Here is a 20,178-nt window from a genome sequence, read left to right as displayed (position 1 = left end):
TTTTTGTGGACGTAATTCACACCCCGCACCTCATAAATCATAACTCATAAATCATCATTCATAAATCATCATTCATAAATCATCATTCATTTTTATTGCGTATATTTGCAGAAAACGGAGGATATGAATATGGAACAGAAAGACAGATACATACGCTTTGATTGGGCGGCGAAGCGCCTGTTGAGGAATAAGGCTAATTTTGGGGTGCTCGAGGGATTCCTTACCGTATTGTTGGGAGAGAATATCCGTATATTGGAGATTCTTGAGAGCGAAAGCAACCAGCTGAGTCCGGAAGACAAGTTCAACCGGGTAGACATCAAAGCCCGCAACAGTAAGGATGAAATCATCATTGTAGAAATACAGAATACCCGCGAGATTTATTATCTGGAACGTATCCTCTACGGAGTGGCCAAAACCATCACCGAGCATATCGGACTGGGACGCATTTACTCGGATGTCAAAAAGGTATATTCCATCAGTATCCTTTACTTTGACATAGGGCAGGGCAACGACTACCTGTATCACGGTCAGAACACTTTCGTGGGAGTGCATACCGGAGATTTCCTCCAAGTGACCACCAAGGAGAAAGGAGTCATCGTCAGGAAGCTGCCGGCCGAGATCTTTCCCGAATATTTTCTCATTCGCGTCAATGAGTTCAATAAATCGGCAGTCACCCCGTTGGAAGAGTGGATCGAGTATCTCAAAACCGGCATCATACGCCCCGATACCAAAGCACCGGGACTGGAGGAAGCGAGAAGAAAGCTGATCTACTATAATCTGGAACCTGCAGAGCGGCAGGCCTATGACCGGCACATAGATGCAATCATGATACAAAACGATGTGTTGGGAACAGCCCGTGAGGAGGGGCTTCAGGAAGGACGCGAAGAAGGGCGCGAAGAAGGACTTCAGGAAGGACGTGAAGAAGGACGTGAAGAAAGTAAAATTACCATCGCCCGTAATATGAAAAACGTACTAAATCTTCCTGACGAAACCATTGCCCAAATTTCGGGTCTGCCTATTGACGAGATAAAAAAACTATAAGAGAGGGAGATAAGAGATGGGAGAATGGAGAGGGGAGAGGAGGAAAAGGGAAAACATGAGGGATAAAAGTTTATACCGGCCCCGGGGTAAATACGAAAAAGTTTTGTAACTTTGTAATTGTTGGAAGCCTCTCCCCAACCCTCTCCGTGGGAGAGGGAGCTGAGTTAGTTTAGTAGTTAATATAGGCAGGAGTATCTCCCTGCTCCCTCTCCTGCGGAGAGGGCTGGGGAGAGGCTTTTTATAAATTGTGACTGATATGAAAATTCAAGCAAGTATAACGATTCCCTATGCCGTGGCCAACTATGCCGAAATGCGTGACCGTGGCTTTTATTATGTGGATAAGACGGATTACATCCCGCGTCTCGAGGCCTATAAAGCCCCCGTGTTCCTGCGTCCCCGCCGTTTCGGGAAGAGCTTGTTGGTATCTACCTTGGCGCATTATTACGACCGTACCTTGACCCACCGGTTTGAGGATCTCTTTGGAGGAACATACATCGGCAGCCATCCCACACCGGAGCACAACCGGTACATGATCGCCCGCTACGACTTCTCGAAAATGGTGATGGCGGATAGCATGGAAAAGCTGGAGAAGAACTTCAATATTCTGAATCGCGGCCCCGTGGAAATCATGGTGACACACAACCGTGACCTCTTCGGAGACTTTCAGTTTTCCACCCGCGAAAATGCCGCGCAGATGCTGGAAGAAGCGTTGACTTATGCCCGTGAACACGGACTGCCTCCGGTTTACATTCTGATAGACGAATACGACAACTTCACCAACCAGTTGCTGACCTCTTACAACGATCCGCTCTACGAGAAGGTAACCACCGCTGACAGTTTCCTGCGCACCTTTTTTAAAGTAATCAAGGCAGGTATCGGTGAGGGCAGCATCCGCACCTGTTTCTGTACCGGTGTGCTGCCTGTGACGATGGACGATCTGACCAGTGGATACAACATCGCCGAGATACTGACACTACATCCCGATTTCATCAACATGTTAGGCTTTACCCATGCCGAAACGGAAACCTATCTGCGCTACGTGCTCGACAAGTATACCGGAAGCCAGGAACGCTACGATGAAATATGGCAGCTCATCGTCAACAACTACGATGGCTACCGTTTCAGCCCCAAAGGAGAAAAACTGTTCAATGCAACGATACTGACCTATTTTCTGAAAAATTTTGCTACCCGTCACGGTGAAGTTCCCGAAGAGATGATAGACGAGAACCTGCGCACCGACATCGGCTGGCTGCGACGGCTCACCCTCTCGCTGGAAAACTCGAAGGCCATGCTGGATGCATTAGTGATAGACAACGGACTGGCTTACAACGTAGCCGACCTCTCCAGCAAATTCAACAAGCAGAAGTTCTTCGACAAGAATTTCTATCCCGTCAGCCTTTTCTATCTCGGTATGACAACCCTGCAGAACGGTTTCCGCATGACGCTCCCCAACCTGACCATGCGCAGCATCTACATGGACTACTACAACGTGTTGAACCGTATAGACGGCGGCGCCAACCGGTATGTCCCCACTTACGAACGCTTCGTCGACGAGCGTGATTTCGAATCGCTTGTCCGGAACTATTTCGAGCAATACCTCGGCCAGTTCCCCGCGCAGGTGTTCGACAAGATCAATGAAAATTTCATCCGTTGCTCTTTCTTCGAGTTGGTATCCCGCTACCTGAGCAGTTGCTATACCTTCGCCATCGAACAGAACAATTCGGAAGGACGCGCAGACTTCGAAATGACCGGCATACCGGGCACGGATTACTACACGGACGACCGCCTGGTGGAATTCAAATATTACAAAGCCAAAGAGGCGGAAAAGATGTTAGAACTGGATGCACCTCTGCCCGAACACGTGGAGCAGGTGCACCGTTATGCCGAAGACACACTGCGGCATTTCCCCAACTACAAGGTGCGCACATATGTGGTTTACATCTGTGCCAACCGGGGATGGAAATGCTGGGAAACATAAAGAAATGGGAGATGGGAGATCTCCCATTTCTTTATGTTTCCCAGCGCCCCCGCTATCAGCCTGACTTGTGCCGGAGTGTAACGTTTTGACTTCCGTGCCAGTCCGGTGGCATACAAAGCCTCCATCAATCCCGGAAAGGCGGCTATCCATTCGTTGAATTCCCTCATGGCACTGCCCGGCAGGATATCCGGCAGATAGAGCGAAGCTAACTCGCTCTTTCCATAACTCCGATACCGGAAAAGGGCATCCTCCGGCTCTTTTTTTTGTGACTTATCTTCCTCTTTCATTGAATATCGTACAGTATGATTACCATGTAAAGATAACGATTTATACGGTAATCAGCAAGTGTTTTCTCACTTTATTATGACGTTATCCGATTTATCATGCAGTTGTGCGCAGTTGTCCGATGTTGCTTGTTTTCATCCTTTTCGCATCCCCTATCTTTGTCATATCGGAAGTCAGAGTGGAGGAAACGTCTTCTCCATGCTCTTATCCCTTCCGGTATCCACACATATGATAACAGTTCCTGTAGTGCGCTACTCGCGCAACAAAAAGATCGGTGACAAGAATTCACCTCTGATTTATCTGCTGAGACCCAAACCCGGAGATGCGAAGATATATACCATCGACCTGTTGGCCAGCGAAATAGAAGCCATCGGCTCGCTGTCTGTAGAAGACGTGATCCATGTGATGAAATCTTTCGTACGCGCCATGCGGAAGGTACTCGTATCCGGCGATAAAGTGAAAGTAGACGGTCTGGGCATTTTTTATACCTCATTGACCTGTCCCGGTGTGGAGGTGGAAAAGGATTGCACAGTGAAGAATATCAAACGTGTCAATCTCCGCTTCAAGGTAGACAATACGCTGCGTCTCGTGAATGACTCCACAGCCGACACGCGTGGCGGAAACAATAACATCAGTTTCGAAATCGTATCGCCCGACGCAAAAAGCAACGACAACGGCAATGGCGGCGGAGACGGAGAAGGGGAAGATCCGGCAGCGTAAATAATGTGTCAATATGCCAATGTGCCAATGTGCCAATTGCTGCGCTGTGTTTTTTAGAATATACGCAGCAGGCATATTGGTAAATTATCCAACCCATGGCGCAGCCAATTGGCACATTAGCACATTGGCAAATTATTTAATTATTCAAAATGAAAAAGATAATAGAGAAAGTAGTGGAATGCCTCGTGGCAATCCTGCCGTTCTTTCGGAAGAAAGGAACGGCGAAAGAATTCAGTGAATTGATAACCGATCAATACGGTTTCTTGATGGTGCAACTGGAAAAAGCGTTGAAAGATTATTTTGACTTAAGCGCCAAAGTAAAAGAGATGCATGCGGAAATCTTCTCGTTGCGCGAACAGCGTTGCCGGAATACGGAGTGTGAATTACGCAAATAAAAAGGAGAGGAGGAGAGACACCGATGAGAAAAATCGATCTGATCGTCATTCATTGCTCGGCCACCCGCGAAGACCGTACGTTTACGGAGCAAGACTTGGAAGTGTGCCACCGCCGCCGGGGATTCAACGACACCGGCTACCATTTTTACATCCGAAAAAACGGTGATGTCAAAGCCACGCGCCCCATCGAGAAGATAGGCGCCCACGTGCGCGGCTTCAATCTAAACTCCCTCGGCATCTGCTATGAAGGAGGGCTGGACTGCCAAGGAAAAGCCAAAGATACCCGCACGGAAGCCCAGAAACAATCGCTCAAAGCATTGGTCGGTAAACTCTTAAAAGACTATCCCGGCAGCCGCGTCTGCGGTCATCGCGACCTGAGCCCCGATCTGAACGGAAACGGGGAGATAGAACCCGAAGAGTGGATCAAAGAATGCCCCTGCTTTGAGGTTTGTGAATTATGATTTCTTTGTAAATTTTCAGCAGCGCCTCCGCGCTTTTTCTCCATGAGAACAGCTTGACGCGCTCCAGCCCGTAATCTACTTGTTGCTGATAGAAAGTATCATCCTCTTCCAGCAGCAGTATTTTGCGGGCTATGTCATTTTCATCCAGAGGATCGGCAAGCAGTGCCCCCTCTCCGGCTATTTCGGGCATGGCCGATGTGTTTCCGGCAATGACAGGAGTACCGCATGCCATCGATTCGAGCATCGGAATGCCGAAGCTTTCGCGAAGCGAAGGATACAGAAAAGCGAATGCGCCGTTGTAAAGGGCTGCCAGGTCGGCATTAGGAATATATCCCGGAAAACTGAGATAAGGCTTTACCTCCTTTATTCCTTCTGCTGAAAGTATTCCGTCTATTGCTTCCTCTTTCAGATCGGCTATCAATAGCGGACGTTTATGTTTCGACTGTCGCAGATACAAGCCATATGCCTTAAGCACACGCGGCGTATTCTTTTTGGGGTCTGTATTTCCTAAAAAGAACAGGTAGTCGTCTGACGGGATATACTTATGTACGATTTCCGGTGCCGGCGGCATCTGCCTGAAGTGCGGGCTGTATCCGTTGTAGACAGCCGTCAGCCGGTCTTTGGGAAGATTGAGCGCTTCACGGATCCGGTTGCATTCGAAATTGGAAACAGTGATGATCTTCCTGCACTCCGACAGGATGCGGGGCACTACCAGACGGCGATAATGCCAGCCCATCTCCTGATACAACGAACGACTGGACGATTGCCGCTTTTCCAGAAAAATAATGTCATGCAACGTCAGCACAAGCGGTACCGGACACTTGACCGGCGCCGTATTGCTCGTGCAGTGCAACAAGTCGGGACGCACGCGCGCCACAGCGCGGGGCAACGCTACCTGCTCCCATAGAGGATACGAAGGGCAACGCAGTTCAACGATATGCATATTGTCCGATTCGTTCAGGCAGTGGTCCGGCCCCGGACTGACAAAAATGAAATATTCATTCTCATGATCTATCTTTTGCAGCTCCCGGATCGTTTCCAGAGCCACAAAATCCATCCCATGCTTGTTGGGACGGAATATACGCTGGGCTTCAATGGCAATCTTCATGTTTGATTTGTGATAAAAATGATTAGTGATTAGTGACAAATGATTAGTGACAAATGATTAATGGCAATAATTAGTGATCCGCACCATCCTTACGCTGCATGGCACTTCTCCCATCTTCTTTCTCCCATCTCCACTCTCCACTCTCCCTTCTCTTTCTCTCTCTCTTTCTTTCCCCTTCTCCATGCTCTGTATGTATGAATTTCTTATTAGCTCCTTTTAGCTTAAAGAGGTTTCCTGCCATGACGAATGCCAATTGCGGAACTTTCAACACTGCTTTGAGCAGTTGTCTGTTCAGCAGCTTTCGAGGGATAGGCAGTAGCATGGCCATTATCTGGGCTAAGACGAGTATCCCCCATTTGATACTCGCCTCCGGCGGGCAGACGATAAAAGCCACCAAAGCCAGCCCGAAAACGGCCGCCAATTGCAGCAACCGGGGAGGAAGCATCCATTGGAATATCTTATCGCAATAATCCATATTGCCCTGCATGAACGCTTTGGGCAAATCCGGCAACACCGTTGCCAGGGCACCGAACTGGGCTGCTATCCAACGTTTGCGCTGGTTCTTGATATTAGTCGTCTTCTGGGTCTTTTCATCATAAACGGGCAGGTATTGCAGGTATCCGATATGGATATTCTGCCTTAAAAGCATCGTCTCCAGTTCCTTATCTTCACCTGCCGTTTGGAGTTGCCTCACATTCCGACGGAACCAGCCGGCATCGAATGCCATTCCCGAACCGGACAGGCTGGCCGAAAGCCCTACGGCATTGTGCCCGCTACGAAATATGCCGTTATTGATCTCTTCACTGACGGCATCGAGCATGGCGACATCCGTATTCAGGTTCTTGCCTGTACGGCGCGCCTGGATGGCCGGTAAGCCGAAGTCGTAGGCACGGTTCATCTCCGACAGGAAATTGCTTGTCGTGATGTTATCGGCATCCATCACCACCACGATGTCATAAGCGTCGCCGGCTATATGCTCCATTGCCAGCACGAGAGCTTTGGCTTTCGAGCTGTCGGTATAATCGGCTTCCAGCAAGTGTATGGGGAGCTGCCGCAGCGCATCGTTGGTGGCCGGCTGCATCTGGTCGGAGATGACAATGACGTCATACAACTCCGCGGGATACTCCTGCCCGAGAAAACTCTGCACGGCATTCACGATTACCCGGTCTTCCCTGTAAGCCGGAAAGAGTACCGCGAAGCGGTGTTGTTTCCGTGCTGCAGGATATTGAGGCGAGCGGTAAAAGCGCGAAGCGACGGCATAAAACAACAGGTAGGACACGCAGAATGCCAATGGCACAAATAATATCCAATCGATTATATAAATTACGGCATTCATGTTCGTCACGGCATTGTATTCTTGTTAGTCATAGCTGTTCATATTCATAACGGTCATTTATAGGACTTCAACTTTGCTTTCCGGGCAAAATGATGAATCCGAAAACTCCTCTCCATACCGCACCGGCCTGCCGGACACGGCGTTGCAAAAGATTCTGCAGGCTGTTCTTTGTGGCGGCAAACGTCATCTGGTAAACCAATGAAAGCAGGCGGTCCGCACCACTCAGGTTGCGCCAGGCATACAGCAGTCTGTTTCGCGTCAGGTAGTATGTGCGCAAAACGCTGAGTTGCCCGGTACTCTGGCTCTCTTTATGGAATACAGTGCAACGCGGCTCATACCATAGCGTGTATCCGGCGCGGGTCATGGCCGTGCACCAGTCCAACTCTTCATAATAAAGGAAATACACTTCGGGCATAAGCCCCACCCGTTCTATCACTTCGCGCTTGACCAGCATGGCGGCGCCGTGGAGGTAGGGGCTGGGGCTGGCCGTGTCGTATGCTCCGTTGTCCGGGCAACCGCAGCCGATGCCCGTATTGCGCAGCGTGACAGGAGACAATGCGGTGAATCCGGCAAACTGAATATGTTGCGGAGGAAATGCAAAACGAATCTTCGGTGACACGGCGCCGATCTCCGGACGGCTCTCAAGTCGTTCGATGAGGGCCGGGAGCCCGTCATCAGTGATATAGGCATCGTTGTTGATGAGGAAAATATATTTTCCTCCGGCTTCTCTGATTCCTAAGTTGTTGCCGCCGGAGAAACCCAAATTCCGCTTGCTGCGTATCGTCTTGACAAAGGGATAACGCCGGCTGATGACAGCCGCCTCGTTCTGGCGCGAAGCATTGTCCACGACAATGATTTCATAACTGACCGAATGTACCGCAGCTTGCAGTGAATCGATCAGTGCACATGTATCTGCCAACCCGTTGTAGCAAATTGTGATAAAAGAGATGACCGGTGTTTCTTTTATGTCCATAAAGTCGCTTTTTCTTCTTTCTTTTTCTCCTTGGCTTTCTCTTCGTCTTCTTCCTCTTTCCGCATCTCTTTGTCAAGATAAGGGCCTGCGAAACAGAGGGCGAATCCGGTATATACAACGATTGAATTGGGATACTGCATCACATCATTGGCATAGGCAGCCACAAAGAAACCGGCGTTCATGCATAGCCACGCGCCCAAGAGTCCGCGCAGCCGCTTGCTCATGATCTTAAACAGCAATATCCAGGCACACCATGCAAAAAGCACACCATGCACGGCAAGATATAGAACCAATCCCACGATTCCGGTTTCTACCCATACACTTACCAACCAGGAATCGGGCGGATAAGGCATCCGCTCTTTGGAGGAGAAACGGTCGCCCTTGGCCAGCCCGATGCCGTAGCCGAAAGGGCGGTCGTCCATAAGCGTTTTCATTCTTTTCCGGTTTTCTACCCGCACCAGATAAGAAGCGTCTTCGGTAGGGCGGAAAGCTGTCCGCATCTTGCGGATATACTGATTGCTACTGCCTATCGTCGTAAAATAGAAAAAGGAAAAGATAGCACCGACTGCAACGAAGCTGATGATAATGCTTTTCCAACTCTTGGACAGGACGGCGTATACTAACATTCCGCTCAAGGGGACAGCCATTGCCGCACGCGTGCCCGAAATCCCCAGACCATAGGCTGCACCGAGGGCGATGAGGATAAAATAGATTTTCATCCATCCGCGACGGACATAGAAAGCCGAAATGAGGAATGTGGTCAGGGCCATGGCACAGTGCACACCGTAGTTGGCGGCATCGGAGAAGAAAGAGAAATAGCGGATTCCCGACCAGATGATGTGAGTGCGGTATCCTCCGAGCACAAATAAGAAATAACGGTCGCGGACACTGAACCCGTGATTCTTTTGCCAATATCCCTTCAGGGTGGCTATCAGGATGAAGACCGACCAGATGAACAACAGCCATTCAATGCCTTTACGGTCGCGAATAGCTATCGGAACAATCAAGGAGAGCGCAAAAGGGTAGAGCCAGTAATGGGTGATACCGATATTCCACGCTTCCTGCACATTGTTGGGGTTGGCTATCTCCAGAAAATAAAACACACCGGTCACCGCAAAAAGACACATCATGCCGTTTTTGGCTCTCGACATATCAAACCCCTGCGACGAACAACGCACCAAGATGACGAATGTCATGATCAAAACAAGGATCAGCGTAAAAGCTCCTGTCTTGACATCCATAAACATGCTGGCGGCAACCAACAGGAACTGGAGGGCAAACAATACATAGAAACCAGACTCGGAATGACCGGTCTGTAATGGGGTGTATCTGCTGTTGTCTTCGCCGTTATCAGTCGTCATCGTTCTCTTTGTCTATGGCGGACGGACAAGGTTGCCGCTTTCTTTTCCATATGCCTTTCCATTGGATGAAGGTCTCCGTCAACGCCAACTGCGATAAGCGATATATCAACTTCCGCAATTGGGTATAAGGAGGAAGCATGCCTGTGAAATTCTCCAAATCGTATCTCGGTGCACGGTTCAGGCACAGGTAGGGTTTACCTTCAATCTGGGCTTCCAGTTTCCGCAACAAGATCCTGTCGATCGATTTCCAGCCATAGGTTGCCGAAACTACCATCAAATTTACATGGGCGTTGCGGAGCAACGGTGTAGGGATATTGATTTGTCTCAATTCCGGATGTTCTACGATCAATACATCCTCATTGCCGGGGGTGTATATCTCATTGATGCCGGTTGCTAACAGATATTGCGAAGAATCAGCATTGAAGTCTGTTCCCGCAGAGATCCTCCGCACGTTGATGCCGATACTTTTCCAATATTCTTCCAAATGTTCTCCTATGTAGGTCTTGCCACTGCCGGGACATACGCTGAGAAGATTCAGAATATATGGCTCACCTTTCTTCCGGTCCGTAAAGAATCGGAAGATGCTGTTGCTGAGATAACGTGTCGAGTCTCTCTCATATATTTGGCTATATGGAGTAGAACGTCTGGAATAGGGGAAATCGCCCAATATTTGACATCCGGTCAACTTACGGGCACGGATCGAATCACGCAAAGTACGATCTATGAATTCCACCAATAAGAAGAAGGCCAACAGTAACAGAAAAGTGGCAACACAAGTCATTATTACAATCTTCTTGCGGTTGCTGGCACCCGGAGATAGGGGATAGGCCGGAGGATTCAGAACTTTTAAGGCTGCCGACGTCATCTCCAGATTCTTCTTTCGCATCAATGCTTCGTTATAACTTTGCAGAGTGGTCAGGTAGTTGCGCTCGGAGAAGTTGATAACACGCTCTTTGCGCTTGATCGTGGTGCCTACGGGAGCATAAAACACGTATTTGCCATTGAGGTCGCTACGGCTTTTCTGGATAATGCTGAGCTCTGCCTTGGCTTTTTCGAACAGCAGCGTCTGGTCCAGCCACTGCTCTACAATGTTGTTTTTGGCGATGCCGCTTTTGGTGTATTTGCCGCTGATGTACTGATTGGAAATATCAGATAATTCCTTCCGGGTTTTGACGAGATCCCCCCGATATTCTTCCAAGCGCTGGTCCGAACCGGTATCTGTATTGGAAACCGTTTCCATTTCTGTGATTTTTCCGGTAAGGTCTGAAGCTTCCCTCAGTTTATCCACCAGGTTCAGGTTTGTGATAGCTTGTCTGGTATTTTCATCCATTTGCCGTTCCAGCTCTTCAACCATCGCTTTCGAACTGTTATAAGCGAACAACACATCTTGCTCTCTTAACTCGAATTCCTTATTGATGGCGGCTATCTCCTTGGTTTCGTCATAATAGTTTATGATACGGTTGTCCACATTATATTTGGTGAGATCGTCTTCATGTCTCGTCAGTTCACCGCCGATGCGGTTCAGTTCCGATTTAAAATATTCAATCACCTTATCGGTCTCGCCATAACGAAGAACACGGTATTCATTGACGAACTCTTTCATCAGAATCTCAAGAGTATTGTAAGTAATGCCCGGATCGCCCGACGAATAACTGATTTTCAGCAAGTCGCTGTTTCCCAAACGCGTCACTAAAATTCTCTTTAATGTGCCATAGCTATAATAAGGATGCTGATAATAGAATAAACCGTAAATATAGTTATCGGCGTCCGGCTTTTCGTATTTCATGAAATTTTCCATGGTTTTGTCTTCGCTGCTCCGGTCTATCAATGCAACGAGTTCTTTCCCATGCTTACTGTTTTTCATGTGGTTATAGGTGTAATTATAGCTGGCGGCAGTGATTTCGTTCTGGTCTCTGTCGGGACTCCCTTTTACGAGTACGCGTGCGAACAGGCGCATTGAAACACGTTTCAGGGTGCTTTCGGATTCAATGATGTGAATCAGGTTGTCAATGGCATTTTGGGCAATGGCCCAATTGACACCGGCATTGTTCTCTTCAATGCTATACCCGGAAACGACGCCTGTATACAAAGTCGATTCAACGTTATAACCTCCCCTCATTCCTTTGGTTTTGTAGATCACCAGCCCGGTGACCAATGCTGTTCCCAGGATGATCCACCACATTTTGCGGTATAGGGCACGAAAGATATAAAGTATATAGTCCATGGTATTTCTTATTTTCGTAAAATGGGAGTACGGGTGATTACCTCTAATATTAACAGACTCTTTGTCACTTCAAACTTACTCTTTTCATATGCTTCCAGAGCAACGGACTGACGCTGTTTCTCAACCGAAAGAGCTCCGGAATCTATCGTTCCATTTATGAAGTCTTTTTCTGCTATTTCATATTGTAGAGTAGCAAGTTCGAGGGTTTCCGCCCGCAATTTCAATACACTGAGTTGTGAGTTTGCTGTGGCATAATATTCTATGATCTCCCGCTTTACTTCATCAAACTTTATTTCCTTTTCCAACTCTGCATTTCGCAAGGTCAGCTTCTGCCGTTTGATGCGAGAGCCCAGATCGAAAAGCCCGTCCAACGGAATGTTTACACCTCCGCCGATGGTATATCCTTTTTGTGCCTGGGTCGTGTAAGTAAGATAAGGTGCAATGGCAATATCGGTAAAAGTAGATTCATTGCCGAACATACCGTATTGGTAACTCCCCCTTAAACTAAAAAAGCTAAGAAAAGCGCGTTTTTCTTTAGCCAGTATTTTACGTTCTATCTGTTCTTTGACGTAAGCCGCCTCATAAATGGGGCCTTTCTTGGCGTTCTCAAAAAGCAAATCGAGTGGAGGAAGGACGAGGTTTTTGTAATCGGTTGTTGTGAATTCCGAGCCATCGTGTACTTCCTGCGCAGATATCGTCAAGGGAATTGCGCACAAAATAAGCAGACATATAAAAGGTAAGTAGCAAAATTGCTTCATCATTGATATATTGATATTTGCTTGTATACTTTAATAAGTTAGTCGCAAATATAAGCAAATTATTCACTTATGATTCTTCATCCCTCCTCATTTTATTGTTTTATGCCCAAAAATACCGGAAAAATATATCTAAAAGGCCTCCGTCATATTGAAGTAGAAGAGATTCTGCTTGTTAACCAGGTTTCTGCCGAAGTCGAGACGGACATTCATGCGGGGCTGCACTTCGATGCGGATTCCGGCGCCGAAGTTGGGAAGCACCCCCTCTATCCTGCCGGGGTTAGGCCCCATGAATCCGCATCCGCCCCATGCCACGAAACCGAGATGGCTGACCATCTTTTTTACCCAGCTCGTCTTGTCGGTATTGAACATCTGGCGGTATTCGGCCATCACGACGTGAGACGACTTATCGCGATACTGCCCCATGTAATAACCACGGAGGTCGAACGGAGTTCCGCTCAAGGCATACTTGTTCAAAGGCACGTCTCCGAATACGTTTTTCGTTTGTGCCGTCCAGGCGATGACCTTGCGCCGGCCCACCGTTTTATATTGCCGGTAGTCTATTTCAAGGCGGTAGAATTCATTGTCACTGCCGAAGAATTTCTGATACATCACCCCCCGGAAATCAAGATAGACACCCCGATAGGCATTGGCGGGAACGTCCCGCGTATCATACGTCAGCAGAAAACCGAGTCCGGAGCTGAAATTGCTGTATCCGTGCGATGTTCCTCCTGCGGCCATGTAGTCGGGCTGGTCTACAAGATATTTCGCCGGTTTGGTTATTTTGTCATAGTTGATGTCTATCTGCGGGCCGGCAAAGAAATTGCTTTCGCCCAGACGGAACAGGAACCAGGGGTTTACCTGTACGCCGCTATAACGGTATTGGCTGGTCGTATCGCTCCGTACATAATCTTTATTGGTATCATAGCCGATGCCATAGAAGTTCTCCTGTGTGTTTTTATAACTAAACTGCCCGAAGATACGGAAACGGTCGCCCTTGAAGAAAAGCTGCGGTTTGGAGAAAAGGTTCAATCCCCCTTTGAACATAAAGGCAATAGCGACAGGGACAACAGAACGTTGCTGTGTCGTATCGCTGGGGTTCATACGGAACGTCATGAGTGCGCTACCGCCTACAAGCACCCCGAAATCCGGAGTATAGCTGGGGCCGCCAAGTATGTTGTAATGGAGATTGCGCTGTGCCACCCGTTGTTTACGCAGTTCACGCTTGGATAGGGAAGGGGAACCGTCGCGAAGGCTGTCGGGATCAAATACCGTGTTTACTTCCAGCTTGCCGTCTTTTACTATCGTGATGCCTTCTTCCTGGCCAAAAATGATTATGGCGGGTATAATCGCCATGCACATACTTATTATATATCTTTTCATATTCTCTGAATGTGGGTGCAAAGAAAACCGTTTTATTTGGAATAGTTTTCGTTTGGATTGATAATAATTCTAAAGGAATGGATAAAAGTTCCAAAAAGCATACTATTTTTGTGGTTGGATTAATAATGTGCCAATATGCCAATGTGATCAATGTGCCAATTGGCTGCGCTGTTTTTTCAAGAACATATACTGCACGACATGGTGAATTATTCAATTGGCACATTGATCACATTGACATATTAGCACATTCTTTCATTGATTACATTAACATATTGGCACATTCTTTCATTGGCACATTGGCATATTGACACATTAAATAATTATTATATTATGAATAAACGAATTTTATCATTGTTTGTTCTGGGTGCCGCCTTCTTCTCGGTGCAGGCACAACAGGACAAAGGAGGAATCAGCAGTGAAATGCTGGACCAGATCAGACAAAGCTATCAAGGGACATCGGCAGATAAAGCGCTGCGCAATGCCATCGGCAACAACGATATCCGTAAACTCGCCCTCAATCAGGAGAACATGACAGGAATGGATACCCATTTCTCCATCAGGGTAGATTCCAAAGGCATTACAGACCAGAAGTCATCGGGGCGTTGCTGGCTATTCACCGGACTGAACGTGATGCGTGCCAAGGCAATTGCTAAATACGGGCTCGGTTCGTTTGAATTTTCCGAATCATATCCTTTCTTTTACGATCAGTTGGAGAAAGCGAACCTTTTCCTTCAAGGAGTGATCGATACGCGTGAGAAACCGATGGATGACAAAATGGTGGAGTGGCTTTTCCGCAATCCTCTGAGTGATGGCGGCACTTTCACAGGAGTAGCCGATATTGTAGGAAAATACGGCCTGGTGCCCAAAGACATCATGCCGGAAACCAACAGCAGTGAGAATACCGCACGCATGGCGAACTTGGTTTCATTGAAGTTGCGCGAGTTCGGCCTGCAATTGCGTGATCAGTTTTCGAAAGGCGCCAAAGCGGCCGCACTGGAGAAGAGCAAAGTTGAGATGTTAGGTACCATCTACCGCATGTTGGTGTTGAATTTGGGTGTGCCTCCTACGGAGTTCACATGGACACGCTATGATGCGGGTGGAAAACCGGTAGAGACAGAAAAACATACCCCGATGACTTTCCTGAAAAAATATGGTGACGAAAATCTGATCGGTAACTACGTGATGCTGATGAATGATCCGAGCCGCGAATATTACAAGTGCTACGAGATCGATTTCGACCGTCACCGCTATGATGGCAAGAACTGGACATATGTGAACCTGCCGGTAGAGGAGATAAAAGCGATGGCGATCGCCTCCCTGAAAGACAGCACGATGATGTATTTCTCATGCGATGTGGGCAAATTCCTCCATTCGGAGCGCGGCCTGCTCGATGTGAATAACTATGACTACGAGTCTCTGATGGGCACCACGTTCGGCATGGACAAGAAACAACGCATCCAGACTTTTGCAAGCGGCTCGAGCCATGCCATGACGCTGATGGCAGTCGATCTCGATAAGAACGGAAAACCCGTGAAATGGATGGTAGAGAACAGTTGGGGCGCCGCCAGTGGTTATCAGGGGCATCTCATCATGACAGACAAATGGTTCGACGAATACATGTTCCGTCTTGTCGTAGAAACAAAATTCACGACTCCCAAAGTACAGGAAATCTTGAAACAGAAGCCGATACGTCTCCCGGCATGGGATCCGATGTTTGCTCCGGAAGAATAAAATCAGGCTTCGTGCACCGATCGACCACGGAAAGCATTTATCAAGTAATATCTCCCAATTGGTACACCGGCACATCAGCACATTGGTCAATTGGCACATGATTTCCTCTTTCATCGGCACATCGGTGCATTAGCCAATTAGCACATCATTCCCTCTTTCATTGGCACATTGGTGCATTAGCCAATTAGCACATCATTCCCTCTTTCATTGGCACATTGGCATATTGACCAATTGGCACATTATTTCCCCCGTGTACGTTAACAAAAGGAATTACGGAAAAATCTCCGTAATTCCTTTCTTTTTTCCTCCTTTTTCACATTATTATTTATTACTTTTGCGGGCAAATTATAAAAACCATTATTTTATATAACACATGGCAAATGTAATAAAGTTACGTAAAGGCCTTGACATCAACCTGAAAGGTAAAGCTGCCGAAGAACTCGTCACTGTAAAGGAGCCGGGATTCTATGCGCTCGTGCCCGACGACTTTCCGGGAGTAACTCCGAAAGTAGTTGTGAAAGAACAGGAGTATGTGATGGCTGGAGGACCCTTGTTTATCGACAAGAATCATCCTGAAGTGAAATTTGTTTCGCCCGTTAGCGGCGTGGTAACCAGCGTGGAGCGCGGTGCTCGTCGTAAGGTGATGAACATCGTCGTGGAAGCGGCTGCAGAGCAGGACTATGAAGAGTTCGGCAAGCAGGATGTCGCCCGGATGAATGCCGACCGGGTGAAAGAACTGTTGTTGCAGTCCGGTATGTTTGCTTTCATCAAGCAGCGTCCGTACGATGTAATTGCCGATCCGGCAGTTGCCCCGAGAGCAATCTTCGTATCTGCATTCGACAGCAATCCACTGGCTCCCGAATTCGAGTTTGCTTTGAAGGGAGAAGAGGCCAATTTCCAAACAGGACTCGATGCGCTGGCCAAGATCGCAAAGACCTATCTCGGTATCAGCGTGAAACAGAAATCAGCAGCCTTGACTCAGGCTAAGAACGTTACCATCACAGCTTTTGACGGTCCGAATCCCGCCGGAAACGTAGGTGTGCAGATCAACCGCGTTGCACCTGTCGTGAAAGGGGAAACCGTATGGACGATCGACCCGCAAGCCGTTATCTTCATCGGACGGCTGATGAATACGGGCCGCGTAGATATGACCCGTACAGTGGCCGTGACAGGTTCCGAAGTTCTGAAACCGGCTTACACCAAACTGCGTGTAGGTGCATTGCTCACCAGTGTCTTCGCCGGAAACGTAACAAAAGACAAAGAACTACGCTACATCAGCGGCAACGTGCTGACTGGTAAGCAGGTATCTCCGAATGGTTTCCTTGGCGCTTTCCATAGCCAGGTATCTGTTATCCCCGAAGGCAACGACATCCACGAAATGTTGGGATGGATCATGCCGCGTTTCAACCAATTCAGTGTGAATCACTCCTACTTCAGCTGGTTGCTGGGCAAGAAGGAATACACCATCGACGCACGTATCAAAGGTGGCGAACGTCACATGATCATGTCGGGTGAATATGACAAGGTATTCCCGATGGACATCCTGCCTGAGTTCCTTATCAAGGCGATCATTGCCGGAGACATCGACCGGATGGAAGCGCTCGGTATCTACGAAGTGGCTCCGGAAGATTTCGCTTTGTGTGAATTTGTCGATTCGTCAAAATTGGAACTGCAACGCATCGTCCGTGCAGGACTCGATATGCTTCGTGCCGAAATGATGTAAGCATCGGAGGTATCAAATAGTAAATTGTAAATAGTAAAATAGTAAATACATTAATGAAAGCGTTAAGAAATTATCTCGACAAGATAAAGCCGAACTTCGAAGAAGGCGGCAAATTCCACGCGTTTCGTTCGGTGTTCGATGGTTTCGAAACATTCTTGTTCGTGCCCAACACCACTTCGAAAACGGGAACGCATATACATGACGCAATCGACAGCAAGCGTATTATGTCGATTGTGGTTATCGCGTTGATGCCGGCTTTGCTGTTCGGTATGTACAACGTAGGTTACCAGCATTTCACCCATACAGGCACCGAGGGCGGTTTCTGGGAAATGTTTGCCTATGGATTCCTGGCTGTATTGCCTAAAATAATCGTATCTTATGTAGTCGGTCTTGGCATCGAGTTCGTGGTAGCACAATGGAAGAAGGAAGAAATTCAGGAAGGATTCCTTGTTTCGGGTATGCTGATCCCGATGATCGTTCCTGTGGACTGTCCGTTGTGGATTCTTGCTATTGCCGTTGCATTCTCTGTAATATTTGCAAAGGAGGTATTCGGCGGTACAGGTATGAACGTATTCAACGTGGCACTTGTGACTCGTGCGTTCCTCTTCTTCGCATATCCTACCAAGATGTCCGGTGATGCCGTTTGGGTAGCGCAAGACAGCATCTTCGGATTGGGAAATACAGTAGACGGATTGACTGCTGCCACTCCGTTGGGACAGGCTGCTACTGGAATGCCGGTAGAAGCCTCTTTGAGCGACATGTTCTGGGGATTCATTCCCGGGTCTATCGGTGAAACAAGCGTTGTGGCCATCTTGATCGGTGCCGTTATCCTGTTGTGGACGGGCATTGCAAGCTGGAAGACCATGATCTCCGTATTCGTAGGAGGTGCCTTTATGGCATTTATCTTCAACCAATTCGGTTCGGAAACCAACGCTATGGCGCAGATGCCTTGGTACGAGCACCTTATTCTGGGTGGTTTCTGCTTCGGTGCTGTGTTTATGGCTACCGATCCGGTAACTTCTGCCCGTACAGAAACCGGTAAGTATATATTCGGATTCCTGATCGGTGCCATGGCTATCGTGATCCGTGTGCTCAATCCGGGTTATCCCGAGGGTATGATGCTTGCCATCTTGCTGATGAACATCTTCGCACCGTTGATCGACTACTGTGTGGTACAAAGCAATATCGGCCGTCGTGAAAAACGTGCCATTAAGTCTAACAATTAAAACCGAACGAAAAGATGAATACAAATAGTAATTCCTATACTATCATTTATGCTTCGGTAATGGTTGTTATCGTGGCATTCCTGCTCGCTTTCGTCAGTTCGTCTCTGAAAGATATTCAGAATAAGAACCAGGAACTGGATACGAAGAAGCAGATTCTGGCAGCATTGAACATCCGGGAGGTGAAAGATGCGGAAGCCGAATATAATAAATATGTAAAAGGTGATATGCTGATGAATGCTGACGGAAGTCTCGCAGAAAATACGGGTGAGTTTTCTCTCAGTTATGAAAAAGAGGCTAAAGAGAACAACCGTCTGCATGTATTTGTTGCAGAAATAAACGGCGAGACCAAGTATGTGATTCCGGTTTACGGTGTCGGACTTTGGGGAGCTGTTTGGGGATATGTTGCCCTTAATGCTGATAAAGATACGGTATATGGTGTATACTTTTCACATGCCAGTGAAACTCCGGGCTTGGGTGCAGAAATCGCTACGGTAGCTTTCCAAAACGAGTTTTCGGGAAAGAAAGTGCTGAAAGACGGACAAATCGCCTTGGCTGTTGAGAAAAACGGTAAGGTAACCGATCCGGCTTATCAGGTAGACGGTATCTCCGGAGGTACTATTACTTCAAAGGGTGTGGACGATATGCTAAAGGCTTGCCTGAGCCAGTATGATAAATTTTTAACTAATAATTAAGGAGGAACGATAGAATATGAGCCAATTATTTTCTAAACAGAATAAAGAGGTATTCTCTGCTCCGCTGGGAATGAACAACCCGGTAACCGTACAGGTGCTCGGTATCTGTTCGGCACTGGCGGTAACAGCCAAACTGGAACCGGCTATCGTGATGGGCCTCTCGGTAACAGTGATTACGGCTTTCTCTAACGTCGTTATCTCCTTGTTGCGCAAGACCATTCCGAACCGTATCCGTATTATCGTACAGTTGGTGGTGGTAGCTGCCTTGGTTACGATTGTGAGTGAGATTCTGAAAGCATTTGCTTACGATGTAAGCGTACAGCTTTCTGTTTATGTAGGTCTGATCATTACCAACTGTATCCTGATGGGACGTCTGGAAGCCTTTGCCATGCAAAATGCTCCGTGGGAATCTTTCCTTGATGGTATTGGTAACGGATTGGGATATGCCAAGATATTGATTATCGTAGCTTTCTTCCGTGAATTGTTGGGTTCGGGTACGTTGCTGAACTTTAAGATTCTTCCGGAAGCATTCTATAAAATGGGGTATCTGAATAACGGCCTGATGTTAATGCCTCCTATGGCACTGATTATCTGTGCCTGCATTATCTGGTATCAGCGTGCTAAACATAAAGAACTACAAGAGTCGTGATTTTAAGATTTATGGTTTATGCCCTGTCACATCCTAATGTCACATCACAATGTTTCATCACAATGTTTCATCACAATGTTTCATCACAATGTTCCACAGGCATAGATCGTAGCCTTATTTCAAAATAATAAATCATA

At 47.7% G+C, this 20,178-nt stretch carries 17 protein-coding genes and 1 pseudogene; 10 read left to right on the top strand and 8 right to left on the bottom strand.

The annotated features are described in order from the left end of the window. Positions 1-129 precede the first annotated feature (129 nt). Positions 130-1,041, top strand: coding sequence for an Rpn family recombination-promoting nuclease/putative transposase (locus HMPREF1532_RS16915; protein WP_025819022.1), 912 nt, complete (start codon positions 130-132; stop codon positions 1,039-1,041). A 256-nt stretch (positions 1,042-1,297) separates the two neighbouring features. Next, complete coding sequence (locus tag HMPREF1532_RS16910; RefSeq protein ID WP_005932218.1) at positions 1,298-3,019, top strand: ATP-binding protein; 1,722 nt, start codon at positions 1,298-1,300, stop codon at positions 3,017-3,019. Positions 3,020-3,060: 41 nt separating this feature from the next. On the opposite strand, the pseudogene HMPREF1532_RS16905 reads toward HMPREF1532_RS16910, so the two are convergent. Continuing rightward, positions 3,061-3,306, bottom strand: a pseudogene (locus HMPREF1532_RS16905) (DUF4248 domain-containing protein); the annotation flags it as partial. 226 nt (positions 3,307-3,532) lie between these two features. Between HMPREF1532_RS16905 and HMPREF1532_RS16900 the strand changes: the two are divergent. From HMPREF1532_RS16900 to HMPREF1532_RS16890, 3 genes are all read left to right on the top strand, one after another. Continuing rightward, positions 3,533-4,024 (top strand): HU family DNA-binding protein, encoded by a 492-nt coding sequence (locus HMPREF1532_RS16900; RefSeq protein WP_007480825.1) that lies wholly within the window; start codon positions 3,533-3,535, stop codon positions 4,022-4,024. Between the two features lie 149 nt (positions 4,025-4,173). Then, positions 4,174-4,419 carry a hypothetical protein gene (locus HMPREF1532_RS16895; RefSeq protein WP_005932210.1) on the top strand — a complete coding sequence of 82 codons (246 nt, stop codon included), beginning with the start codon at positions 4,174-4,176 and terminating at the stop codon, positions 4,417-4,419. 23 nt (positions 4,420-4,442) lie between these two features. Further along, a complete protein-coding gene (locus HMPREF1532_RS16890) occupies positions 4,443-4,880 on the top strand; it encodes an N-acetylmuramoyl-L-alanine amidase (RefSeq protein ID WP_005932207.1) in 438 nt (145 codons plus the stop codon). Here HMPREF1532_RS16890 and HMPREF1532_RS16885 read toward each other — a convergent pair. The 7 genes from HMPREF1532_RS16885 to HMPREF1532_RS16855 form a co-directional block, all read right to left on the bottom strand. Then, positions 4,843-5,988 (bottom strand): glycosyltransferase family 4 protein, encoded by a 1,146-nt coding sequence (locus HMPREF1532_RS16885; protein ID WP_005932204.1) that lies wholly within the window; start codon positions 5,986-5,988, stop codon positions 4,843-4,845. The two genes, HMPREF1532_RS16890 and HMPREF1532_RS16885, sit on opposite strands and share 38 nt — an antisense overlap. Before the next feature lie 70 nt (positions 5,989-6,058). Next, on the bottom strand, positions 6,059-7,324 hold the full coding sequence (locus HMPREF1532_RS16880) for a glycosyltransferase family 2 protein (protein WP_005932201.1): 1,266 nt from the start codon (positions 7,322-7,324) through the stop codon (positions 6,059-6,061). Between the two features lie 67 nt (positions 7,325-7,391). Further along, a complete protein-coding gene (locus HMPREF1532_RS16875; RefSeq protein WP_005932198.1) occupies positions 7,392-8,297 on the bottom strand; it encodes a glycosyltransferase family 2 protein in 906 nt (301 codons plus the stop codon). Next, a complete protein-coding gene (locus HMPREF1532_RS16870) occupies positions 8,288-9,658 on the bottom strand; it encodes an O-antigen ligase family protein (protein ID WP_005932196.1) in 1,371 nt (456 codons plus the stop codon). The genes HMPREF1532_RS16875 and HMPREF1532_RS16870 overlap by 10 nt, the downstream gene beginning before the upstream one ends. After that, positions 9,648-11,882 (bottom strand): GumC family protein, encoded by a 2,235-nt coding sequence (locus HMPREF1532_RS16865; RefSeq protein ID WP_005932194.1) that lies wholly within the window; start codon positions 11,880-11,882, stop codon positions 9,648-9,650. Before HMPREF1532_RS16865 ends, HMPREF1532_RS16870 begins: the two co-directional genes overlap by 11 nt. Before the next feature lie 8 nt (positions 11,883-11,890). Next, positions 11,891-12,640, bottom strand: a complete 750-nt coding sequence (locus HMPREF1532_RS16860) for a TolC family protein (RefSeq protein ID WP_025819026.1) — start codon at positions 12,638-12,640, stop codon at positions 11,891-11,893. Between the two features lie 129 nt (positions 12,641-12,769). Continuing rightward, entirely contained in the window at positions 12,770-14,020 is a 1,251-nt protein-coding gene (locus HMPREF1532_RS16855; protein WP_085930793.1) for a BamA/TamA family outer membrane protein, read from the bottom strand. Between the two features lie 330 nt (positions 14,021-14,350). On the opposite strand from HMPREF1532_RS16855, the gene HMPREF1532_RS16850 reads away from it, so the two are divergent. The 5 genes from HMPREF1532_RS16850 to HMPREF1532_RS16830 all read left to right on the top strand — a co-directional run bounded on the left by HMPREF1532_RS16850 (position 14,351) and on the right by HMPREF1532_RS16830 (position 20,041). Then, positions 14,351-15,751: a C1 family peptidase gene (locus HMPREF1532_RS16850; RefSeq protein ID WP_025819028.1), complete on the top strand. Its 1,401-nt coding sequence runs from the start codon at positions 14,351-14,353 to the stop codon at positions 15,749-15,751. Positions 15,752-16,124: 373 nt separating this feature from the next. Beyond that, on the top strand, positions 16,125-17,474 hold the full coding sequence (locus HMPREF1532_RS16845) for a Na(+)-translocating NADH-quinone reductase subunit A (RefSeq protein WP_005932185.1): 1,350 nt from the start codon (positions 16,125-16,127) through the stop codon (positions 17,472-17,474). Between the two features lie 53 nt (positions 17,475-17,527). Continuing rightward, on the top strand, positions 17,528-18,700 hold the full coding sequence (locus HMPREF1532_RS16840) for an NADH:ubiquinone reductase (Na(+)-transporting) subunit B (RefSeq protein WP_005932181.1): 1,173 nt from the start codon (positions 17,528-17,530) through the stop codon (positions 18,698-18,700). Between the two features lie 14 nt (positions 18,701-18,714). Beyond that, complete coding sequence (locus HMPREF1532_RS16835) at positions 18,715-19,392, top strand: Na(+)-translocating NADH-quinone reductase subunit C (RefSeq protein WP_005932178.1); 678 nt, start codon at positions 18,715-18,717, stop codon at positions 19,390-19,392. A gap of 16 nt (positions 19,393-19,408) precedes the next feature. Further along, the gene (locus HMPREF1532_RS16830) at positions 19,409-20,041 is read left to right on the top strand and encodes an NADH:ubiquinone reductase (Na(+)-transporting) subunit D (protein WP_005932175.1); all 633 of its coding nucleotides are present in this window, start codon (positions 19,409-19,411) and stop codon (positions 20,039-20,041) included. Positions 20,042-20,178: the final 137 nt, after the last annotated feature.

This window comes from Bacteroides salyersiae WAL 10018 = DSM 18765 = JCM 12988, assembly GCF_000381365.1.
In the GTDB taxonomy this organism is placed as follows: Bacteria; Bacteroidota; Bacteroidia; order Bacteroidales; family Bacteroidaceae; genus Bacteroides; species Bacteroides salyersiae.
Note: the sequence above shows the minus strand (reverse complement) of the source record. Positions and strands in the feature narration are given on the sequence as shown.

What these genes read in the sequence shown, in the direction of transcription:
- HMPREF1532_RS16915 (WP_025819022.1), top strand. Translation starts at nt 130, where the DNA reads ATGGAACAGAAAGACAGATACATACGCTTTGATTGGGCGGCGAAGCGC.
- HMPREF1532_RS16910 (WP_005932218.1), top strand. Translation starts at nt 1,298, where the DNA reads ATGAAAATTCAAGCAAGTATAACGATTCCCTATGCCGTGGCCAACTAT.
- HMPREF1532_RS16900 (WP_007480825.1), top strand. Translation starts at nt 3,533, where the DNA reads ATGATAACAGTTCCTGTAGTGCGCTACTCGCGCAACAAAAAGATCGGT.
- HMPREF1532_RS16895 (WP_005932210.1), top strand. Translation starts at nt 4,174, where the DNA reads ATGAAAAAGATAATAGAGAAAGTAGTGGAATGCCTCGTGGCAATCCTG.
- HMPREF1532_RS16890 (WP_005932207.1), top strand. Translation starts at nt 4,443, where the DNA reads ATGAGAAAAATCGATCTGATCGTCATTCATTGCTCGGCCACCCGCGAA.
- HMPREF1532_RS16885 (WP_005932204.1), bottom strand. Translation starts at nt 5,988, where the DNA reads ATGAAGATTGCCATTGAAGCCCAGCGTATATTCCGTCCCAACAAGCAT.
- HMPREF1532_RS16880 (WP_005932201.1), bottom strand. Translation starts at nt 7,324, where the DNA reads ATGAATGCCGTAATTTATATAATCGATTGGATATTATTTGTGCCATTG.
- HMPREF1532_RS16875 (WP_005932198.1), bottom strand. Translation starts at nt 8,297, where the DNA reads ATGGACATAAAAGAAACACCGGTCATCTCTTTTATCACAATTTGCTAC.
- HMPREF1532_RS16870 (WP_005932196.1), bottom strand. Translation starts at nt 9,658, where the DNA reads ATGACGACTGATAACGGCGAAGACAACAGCAGATACACCCCATTACAG.
- HMPREF1532_RS16865 (WP_005932194.1), bottom strand. Translation starts at nt 11,882, where the DNA reads ATGGACTATATACTTTATATCTTTCGTGCCCTATACCGCAAAATGTGG.
- HMPREF1532_RS16860 (WP_025819026.1), bottom strand. Translation starts at nt 12,640, where the DNA reads ATGAAGCAATTTTGCTACTTACCTTTTATATGTCTGCTTATTTTGTGC.
- HMPREF1532_RS16855 (WP_085930793.1), bottom strand. Translation starts at nt 14,020, where the DNA reads ATGAAAAGATATATAATAAGTATGTGCATGGCGATTATACCCGCCATA.
- HMPREF1532_RS16850 (WP_025819028.1), top strand. Translation starts at nt 14,351, where the DNA reads ATGAATAAACGAATTTTATCATTGTTTGTTCTGGGTGCCGCCTTCTTC.
- HMPREF1532_RS16845 (WP_005932185.1), top strand. Translation starts at nt 16,125, where the DNA reads ATGGCAAATGTAATAAAGTTACGTAAAGGCCTTGACATCAACCTGAAA.
- HMPREF1532_RS16840 (WP_005932181.1), top strand. Translation starts at nt 17,528, where the DNA reads ATGAAAGCGTTAAGAAATTATCTCGACAAGATAAAGCCGAACTTCGAA.
- HMPREF1532_RS16835 (WP_005932178.1), top strand. Translation starts at nt 18,715, where the DNA reads ATGAATACAAATAGTAATTCCTATACTATCATTTATGCTTCGGTAATG.
- HMPREF1532_RS16830 (WP_005932175.1), top strand. Translation starts at nt 19,409, where the DNA reads ATGAGCCAATTATTTTCTAAACAGAATAAAGAGGTATTCTCTGCTCCG.